5 protein-coding genes and 1 pseudogene are annotated in these 6,440 nt (G+C 55.0%); 2 read left to right on the top strand and 4 right to left on the bottom strand.

From position 1 onward, the window contains the following. From EKM04_RS16155 to EKM04_RS16140, 4 genes and pseudogenes are all read right to left on the bottom strand, one after another. A pseudogene (locus EKM04_RS16155) lies at window positions 1-512 on the bottom strand (ice nucleation-like protein); the annotation flags it as partial. An 848-nt stretch (window positions 513-1,360) separates the two neighbouring features. Continuing rightward, window positions 1,361-2,182 (bottom strand): transglutaminase family protein, encoded by an 822-nt coding sequence (locus tag EKM04_RS16150; RefSeq protein ID WP_174153733.1) that lies wholly within the window; start codon window positions 2,180-2,182, stop codon window positions 1,361-1,363. A 22-nt stretch (window positions 2,183-2,204) separates the two neighbouring features. Continuing rightward, the gene (locus tag EKM04_RS16145) at window positions 2,205-3,146 is read right to left on the bottom strand and encodes an alpha-E domain-containing protein (RefSeq protein ID WP_174153732.1); all 942 of its coding nucleotides are present in this window, start codon (window positions 3,144-3,146) and stop codon (window positions 2,205-2,207) included. 3 nt (window positions 3,147-3,149) lie between these two features. Beyond that, window positions 3,150-4,559: a circularly permuted type 2 ATP-grasp protein gene (locus EKM04_RS16140; RefSeq protein ID WP_174153731.1), complete on the bottom strand. Its 1,410-nt coding sequence runs from the start codon at window positions 4,557-4,559 to the stop codon at window positions 3,150-3,152. Window positions 4,560-4,930: 371 nt separating this feature from the next. On the opposite strand from EKM04_RS16140, the gene EKM04_RS16135 reads away from it, so the two are divergent. After that, the gene (locus tag EKM04_RS16135; RefSeq protein WP_174153729.1) at window positions 4,931-5,551 is read left to right on the top strand and encodes a L,D-transpeptidase; all 621 of its coding nucleotides are present in this window, start codon (window positions 4,931-4,933) and stop codon (window positions 5,549-5,551) included. Window positions 5,552-5,617: 66 nt separating this feature from the next. Continuing rightward, on the top strand, window positions 5,618-6,415 hold the full coding sequence (locus tag EKM04_RS16130) for a class II glutamine amidotransferase (protein ID WP_183895110.1): 798 nt from the start codon (window positions 5,618-5,620) through the stop codon (window positions 6,413-6,415). Window positions 6,416-6,440: the final 25 nt, after the last annotated feature.

The following is a 6,440-nucleotide window of genomic DNA, read 5'->3' as shown; positions in this document are numbered from 1 at the left end:
GCGGCGCTGAGGGCTGCAAAGTTTGCTGTCGAGAGCGAAGCCAGTGTCGAGGAGTCGATACCGGAGAGGGACGCGACGCTGAGGGCTGCAATCTCGGCTGTTTCGAAGCTGTTGAGTTCGGCTGAGCTGAGGGTTGCGACCTGTGCGGCGGTCAGGGCAGCAACTTGTTTGGTGTTCAAAATTTCGATTTCATCAGACGACAGGGCGCTGAACTGGTCCGTGCTCAATACGGAAATCTGGCCTGCTGTAAGGCCAGTCATTTGCGAGGACTCGATGGCTTGAAGCTGTCCGACGGTCAAGCCGATGACTGCTTTGGCAGTAATGGCGCTGATCTGTCCGCTGTCGAAGGAGTTGATCGCGCTTGTCGAGAACGCGTTGAGTTGCGCTGACGAGAGTGCGGCGATCTGGTTGCTCTTGAGAGCATCCACGTCCGTGGATTTCAGACTGGCAATGGAGGCGGTCGAAAGTGACGCGATTTGTTTTACAGATAGCGAAGAGATAATAGAAGTCATGGACACGTGCCCCCGTTGATAACTGGCCAAAGAGCCATTCACCGCTGCAAATGCGCAGCACAGCCCGAAGGCCGCATCCGATCCCCCCGGATACGCTTTTGTGCGCATTGACGCAGTGTCTCGTCCGTTCGATGCATGCATCGACCGGTTGAGCGTCCGTTCTGGACAATAGCAATATTTAAGCAGGACATGGCTCGAGAGAGCCGGCGCACCGGAAGGGCATCATGCGTACAGAACCTTGGACAGTTCTGATCCCCACGCCATTGGACATTAGAGCTTCGTTTTTAGCACGAGACTTTTGGTAAAAGCGACGCACCGGGAAGGCACATCACGAACACCTCACATGACCTGCGTCACTATCATCCACGAAGTGTAAAATTTTGATTAATGGTAGTCGCGGGCCTATGTCTTGTTGAAGTTAGGACGGAGTCTAAATCCGTCACATATTCTTAATATGGAAACTAGCTACTGGTTGTAATGCATCGTTTCGGATGACTTTCTTGATGTATGGGCAAGACTCGAGATTTTTATTTGTCCTCTAAGAAAAGAAACCGCGACGGATCGCTGCTCGCGACTTTTTTTGGTTTTCAATGGATTTAGGAGCCGAAGCAAGGCGATTAATAGTCGGAAGGGCAAGCATCACCAGCAGCTGCACGTTTTTTTTACATCCATATCGCTGTGAGTTAAGTCTCGCAATGATATGAACTTGATGTTGTAAGTTCTTCTAGGAATTTACAAGTACAGCCACCCATCGTGCCGCCGAATTCTGAACAGAGCGGCCTGTGTGCTTTGATCGCGCGATATAAAATCCGCGCTCTCTAACCGTTCTATTTATACTGGCGACGGTATCAGCTTTGGGATTGAGACTGGCTTTGCGTTTCTTGGACCGTTACTGAAACGGTGAGGCTTTCGCCGGAAAGGCCAACGCGCATGCCTGAGACGGGAGCGCAGTCTCGATAGCACAGACCGCTGGCGATACGCACGTAGCGTTCATCCGGGCAAAGTTTGTTGGCCGCATCAAAGCCAACCCAGCCAAGCCCTGGAACATGGACTTCCGCCCAAGCATGGGTGGCGACCTGTTCGGCAACATCTTCCATCATCAGATAACCGGAAATATAACGCGCCGGAAGCCCCATCTGCCGCGCGGCTGAGATGAGAATGTGGCTGTGGTCCTGGCACACTCCCTTGCCTGCTTCCAAAGCCTGTTCAGCCGTGGTGGCAGTTCCTGTTGATCCAGTTACGTATTCGACTTCAAGGTGAACAAGGGCCATCAATTCATGCAGGCGCTCGAGCGGTGTGTCACCCGTCGACTGTCGTGCCAGGTCACGAATGAGTTTTCCCGGCTTTGTCAGAGGTGTTTCACGCATGAAGAGCCACAGCGGAGCATTGCCGATGTGGGGGCCAAAAACCCCCGCTTTGTCTACGGTTTCCACTTCACCGCGGGCGACGACCTTAACCGCGCTGCGCGGTCCCTCGGTCTCGACCAACTCGACGCGGTTGCCGAAATGGTCGTCGTAGCGCACTTCGAGCTTGGCACCATCGACGGTCACGTCCCAGTCGATCACCGTCTGCGTGGGACCGTTGGCTGGCGTCAGTCTCAACCGTTGCAGGGAGTAGGGCACCGGCTCGTCGTAGAGATACTCGGTCGTGTGGTTGATGTTCAGACGCATACCCGTATCCTCGTCTCACCGCTTATTGGTAAAAGCGGTAGCCTTCCGTTATTTCCTGCCCCAACTGTCCGTTCTTGTGAATGAACAGTTCGAGGAATTCGTGCAGGCCCTGATCCATGACGCGGCTTATCGTCGTTTTCTCAAGCGTCGCCCTGATGGCCTCAGCCGTTTCATGCGCCTTGTGGCGGTCTTCATATTCATGCGCCAGATAGCCGAGGTTACTGACGATCTTGTGATAGCAGTAAGCGAGCGAGCGGGGCATGCGGCCGTTGAGAATGAGGAAATCTGCGATGTTGGCTGGTTTGTACTCTGCGTCATAGACCCAGCCATAGGATCTGTGAGCGGAAACAGAGCGCAGGATCGATTCCCACTGCGCGTTGTCGAGCGACGAGCCCACTTGTACTGCCGCCGGCAACAGCACGTAATACTTCACATCCAGAATGCGGGCCGTGTTATCCGCGCGCTCGATAAAGGTACCGATGCGGGAGAAATTGTAGAGATCGTTGCGGAGCATCGAACCATGAAACGCACCGCGTACCAGCCCGGCTCTGTGTTTGATCGCATCGATGACCTGAGGCAATTCAGCGGCTTTTTGCTTTCGACTGAAGATCGTCTTGAGTTCCATCCAGAACTCATTTGTCGCTTCCCACGTCTCGCGGGTGAGCGCCGTGCGCACCATACGGGCGTTGTTCCGGCCGAACTCAATGCAGGACATGACGCTTGATGGATTGGTCTTGTCACGCAGCATGTAGTCGATCGCATCCGCCGTCGTGACCTTTTCGTGCCGTTCAAGAAATTCTTCGCGCGCGCCTGCGCTCTGCAGCACACCATCCCAGTCTTCGTCAGCGCTTCCGCTGCGGGTCAGCGACACCCGCATTCCGGCATCCACCAGCCGGGCAATGTTTTCGGCACGTTCGATGTATCGGAACATCCAGTAGAGTCCGTTCGCCGTTCTTCCCAGCATGGCTTAGTCCTCCAGTACCCACGTATCCTTGGTGCCGCCGCCCTGGCTGGAGTTCACCACCAGCGATCCCTGTTTGAGGGCAACGCGGGTCAGCCCGCCTGGGATGATCTTTACCTTATCCGACACCAGAACGTAGGGGCGAAGATCGACGTGGCGCGGCGCAATTCCATTTTTCACCATGATCGGCACCGTGGACAGGGAAAGTGTGGGTTGTGCGATGTAGTTCGAAGGCCGGGCGCGTAGTTTCTCCGCAAACAATGTGCGCTCCTTCTTCGATGCCGTAGGGCCGACGAGCATTCCATAGCCACCGGAGCCGTGAACCTCCTTCACGACCAGTTCGGCCAGATTGTCCAACACATATTTCAGGCTGTCCGGCTCGGAACACCGCCACGTAGGCACGTTTTCAAGTAGCGGCTTGCGGCCCGTATAGAACTCGACGATCTCGGGCATGTAGGAATAGATCGCCTTATCGTCTGAAATTCCAGTTCCCGGCGCATTGGCAATGGTGATGTTGCCAGCACGGTAGACATCCATGATGCCGGGAACACCAAGAGCGGAATCCGGGCGGAAGGTGAGGGGATCGAGGAAATCGTCATCGACGCGGCGGTAGAGAACGTCGATAGCCTCATAGCCGCGGGTCGTGCGCATCTTGACCTTGCCATCCATGACGCGCAGGTCGGAACCCTCTACCAGTTCCACGCCCATCATATCGGCGAGGAAGGAATGCTCGTAATAAGCGGAATTGTGTATGCCGGGGGTGAGGACCGCAACGCGCGGCTTGCCTTTGCAGCCTGGCGGTGCGAGCGACGCCAGCGATTGACGAAGTTGATAGGGGTAATCCTCGACCCTCTGCACCTTGTTTTCGTGAAACAATTCCGGAAACATCTGCATCATCGTTTCACGGTTTTCCAGCATGTAGCTGACACCGGATGGGGTACGGGCGTTGTCTTCCAGAACGTAGAACTGGTCTTCACCGGTTCGTACTATATCTGTGCCCACAATGTGCGTGTAGACGCCGCCAGGAGGTTTGAAGCCGATCATCTCCGGAAGAAACGCCTCGTTGCGCTCAATGAGTTCACGCGGAATGCGCCCCGCACGGATGATTTCCTGCTTGTGATAGATGTCGTCGAGAAACGCGTTGAGAGCCAGGACACGCTGTTCGATACCTTGCGCCAGTTTGCGCCATTCGCGACCGGAGATGATGCGGGGAATGATATCGAAGGGGATGAGCTTTTCTGCGCTGTCGGCGTGGCCGTAGACGGCAAAGGTAATACCCGTTTTTCTGAAGATATTCTCAGCGTCTCTGGATTTCTGGATCAGGTGCGCCCTGTCCTGACGACTATACCAGTCGTTGTATTTCTCATATGGGCTTCGCGGCGTTGAGTCCGCATCTATCATTTCGTCAAATGCCAACTTGTGGTTCCCCATTTTTGCCCATTTGAATACAATGGCGACAGCAATGCAAGAACCATGCGTCACCTCGCGGCAGATTTTTTGAACGTATGACGTTGCTAAATATCAATAAAATAAGCAGTTTTCCGTATTCATGAGTAAAAATGCGCCAGAGCCGGAATGGTTTCATTGCTGACGGGTTTTGAAACAGTGTTTTTCTTTCTTTTGAATTCAGCCTCTGGCCAATTGCGCCGTTTTTTGAGGCAGGCCAGACCTACGTCTTTATTCAACTGGAGTGTGCCTTGGGTTAATAGTCGCACTGCGCAATTTAGGGTTTGTTAACCATAAAATTATACCTGTTGTTAATCTAAGGATTTTCGACCGGGGGTAATATGTCTATTTCGCGTCGTGGCGTGCTTTTCGGAATGCCACTCTTCCTCGCTGGCTGCGCCAGTACCAATTTCGTCCAGCAAAAACAGAATTACGCAGCCGTGCCTGATGAGAAATTCCCGCTCAAGGCGATGGAACTGGAAAAGATAAAGCCGGAACTGCGACGTCAGGAAGTGGCCTATGAGACCACACATCCGGCAGGTACTGTGGTTGTCGATACCCCAGCACGGCGTTTGTATTATGTAATGGGCAACGGTCGGGCGATGCGCTACGGCGTTGGCGTCGGACGCCAGGGTCTCGCCTTGCGGGGCAACGCCTATATCGGTCGAAAGTCGGAATGGCCGAGCTGGACGCCGACACCGAACATGATCCGTCGCGAACCGCACAAGAACCTTAAATATGCCGGTGGCATGCCAGGTGGTCCGAACAATCCGCTCGGCGCGCGCGCGCTTTATCTCTACCGCGAAGGCAACGACACGATGTTCCGTCTGCATGGCACAAACCAGCCGCAGTCCATCGGTCACGCCATGTCGAGCGGCTGCATTCGCATGCTCAACCACGACATTATCGATCTCTATGAGCGTGTGCCGGTCGGCGCGCGTGTCGTTGTTCTGCAGGCCTGACGATCTTACAAATGCCCAGATCCGGCGCTTTCGTGCCGGATCACAACCCGCTTCAACGGTGTCCGCATGTGTCGTTTTCTCGCCTATTCCGGTGCTCCCGTCTGGCTCGATTCGCTTTTGATCGAGCCGGAAAGTTCACTCATCACCCAGTCGCTTGCGGCGCGGGAGGCGAAGACGGTGGTGAATGGTGACGGGTGCGGTATCGGCTGGTACGGGGAGAGGGGCGAGCCGGGCATCTACCGTGGCATTCTTCCCGCATGGTCGGATAGAAACCTCACATCCCTGTGTCATCAGTTGCGCTCCGGCATGTTTCTGGCCCATGTCCGCTCGGCAACGACCGGCGGCGTTTCCATGGCCAATTGCCACCCGTTTGGCTTCGGGCGTCACCTTTTCATGCACAATGGTCAGATTGGCGGATATGAGAAGGTGAAGCGCGCGATTGAGACGCATATTCCCGATGAGGTTTATTGTTCCCGCGCAGGAAATGGAGATAGCGAAGCGATCTTCCTGATCGCTGCGGGTTTCGGACTAAATCGCGACCCCATCGGTGCGTTGAAGAAAACGTTGCAGACGTGCCTCGATGTTGTCGAGCACTCCGGCGTGGATCAACCCATTCGTTTCAGCGCCATCCACTCCGATGGCGAAAAGCTGCACGCCTTCCGCTGGTCCAGCGACGAGCGCCCGCCGACGCTCTACTGGCGCAATGTCGGCTTGGGCATTGCCGTGGCGTCCGAGCCCTTCGGTACGGGTGCGGAAAAATGGGAGACCATACCGGCCAACACAGTCGCGACCATTGTGGGTGTGGACATTGCCTTCCAGCCGTTCAACCCACAAAGTCAGACATCAGTTCGGATATCTGCCTGATATCCGCCAAAGATCACTTCGGGAC

The organism is Rhizobium skierniewicense Ch11 (assembly GCF_023757665.1).
GTDB classification, from domain to species: domain Bacteria; phylum Pseudomonadota; class Alphaproteobacteria; order Rhizobiales; family Rhizobiaceae; genus Agrobacterium; species Agrobacterium skierniewicense.
The sequence above is the reverse complement of the archived record's forward strand: the minus strand, read 5'-3'. Positions and strand labels throughout refer to the sequence as shown.

What these genes read in the sequence shown, in the direction of transcription:
- EKM04_RS16135 (WP_174153729.1), top strand. Translation starts at nt 4,931, where the DNA reads ATGTCTATTTCGCGTCGTGGCGTGCTTTTCGGAATGCCACTCTTCCTC.
- EKM04_RS16145 (WP_174153732.1), bottom strand. Translation starts at nt 3,146, where the DNA reads ATGCTGGGAAGAACGGCGAACGGACTCTACTGGATGTTCCGATACATC.
- EKM04_RS16150 (WP_174153733.1), bottom strand. Translation starts at nt 2,182, where the DNA reads ATGCGTCTGAACATCAACCACACGACCGAGTATCTCTACGACGAGCCG.
- EKM04_RS16130 (WP_183895110.1), top strand. Translation starts at nt 5,618, where the DNA reads ATGTGTCGTTTTCTCGCCTATTCCGGTGCTCCCGTCTGGCTCGATTCG.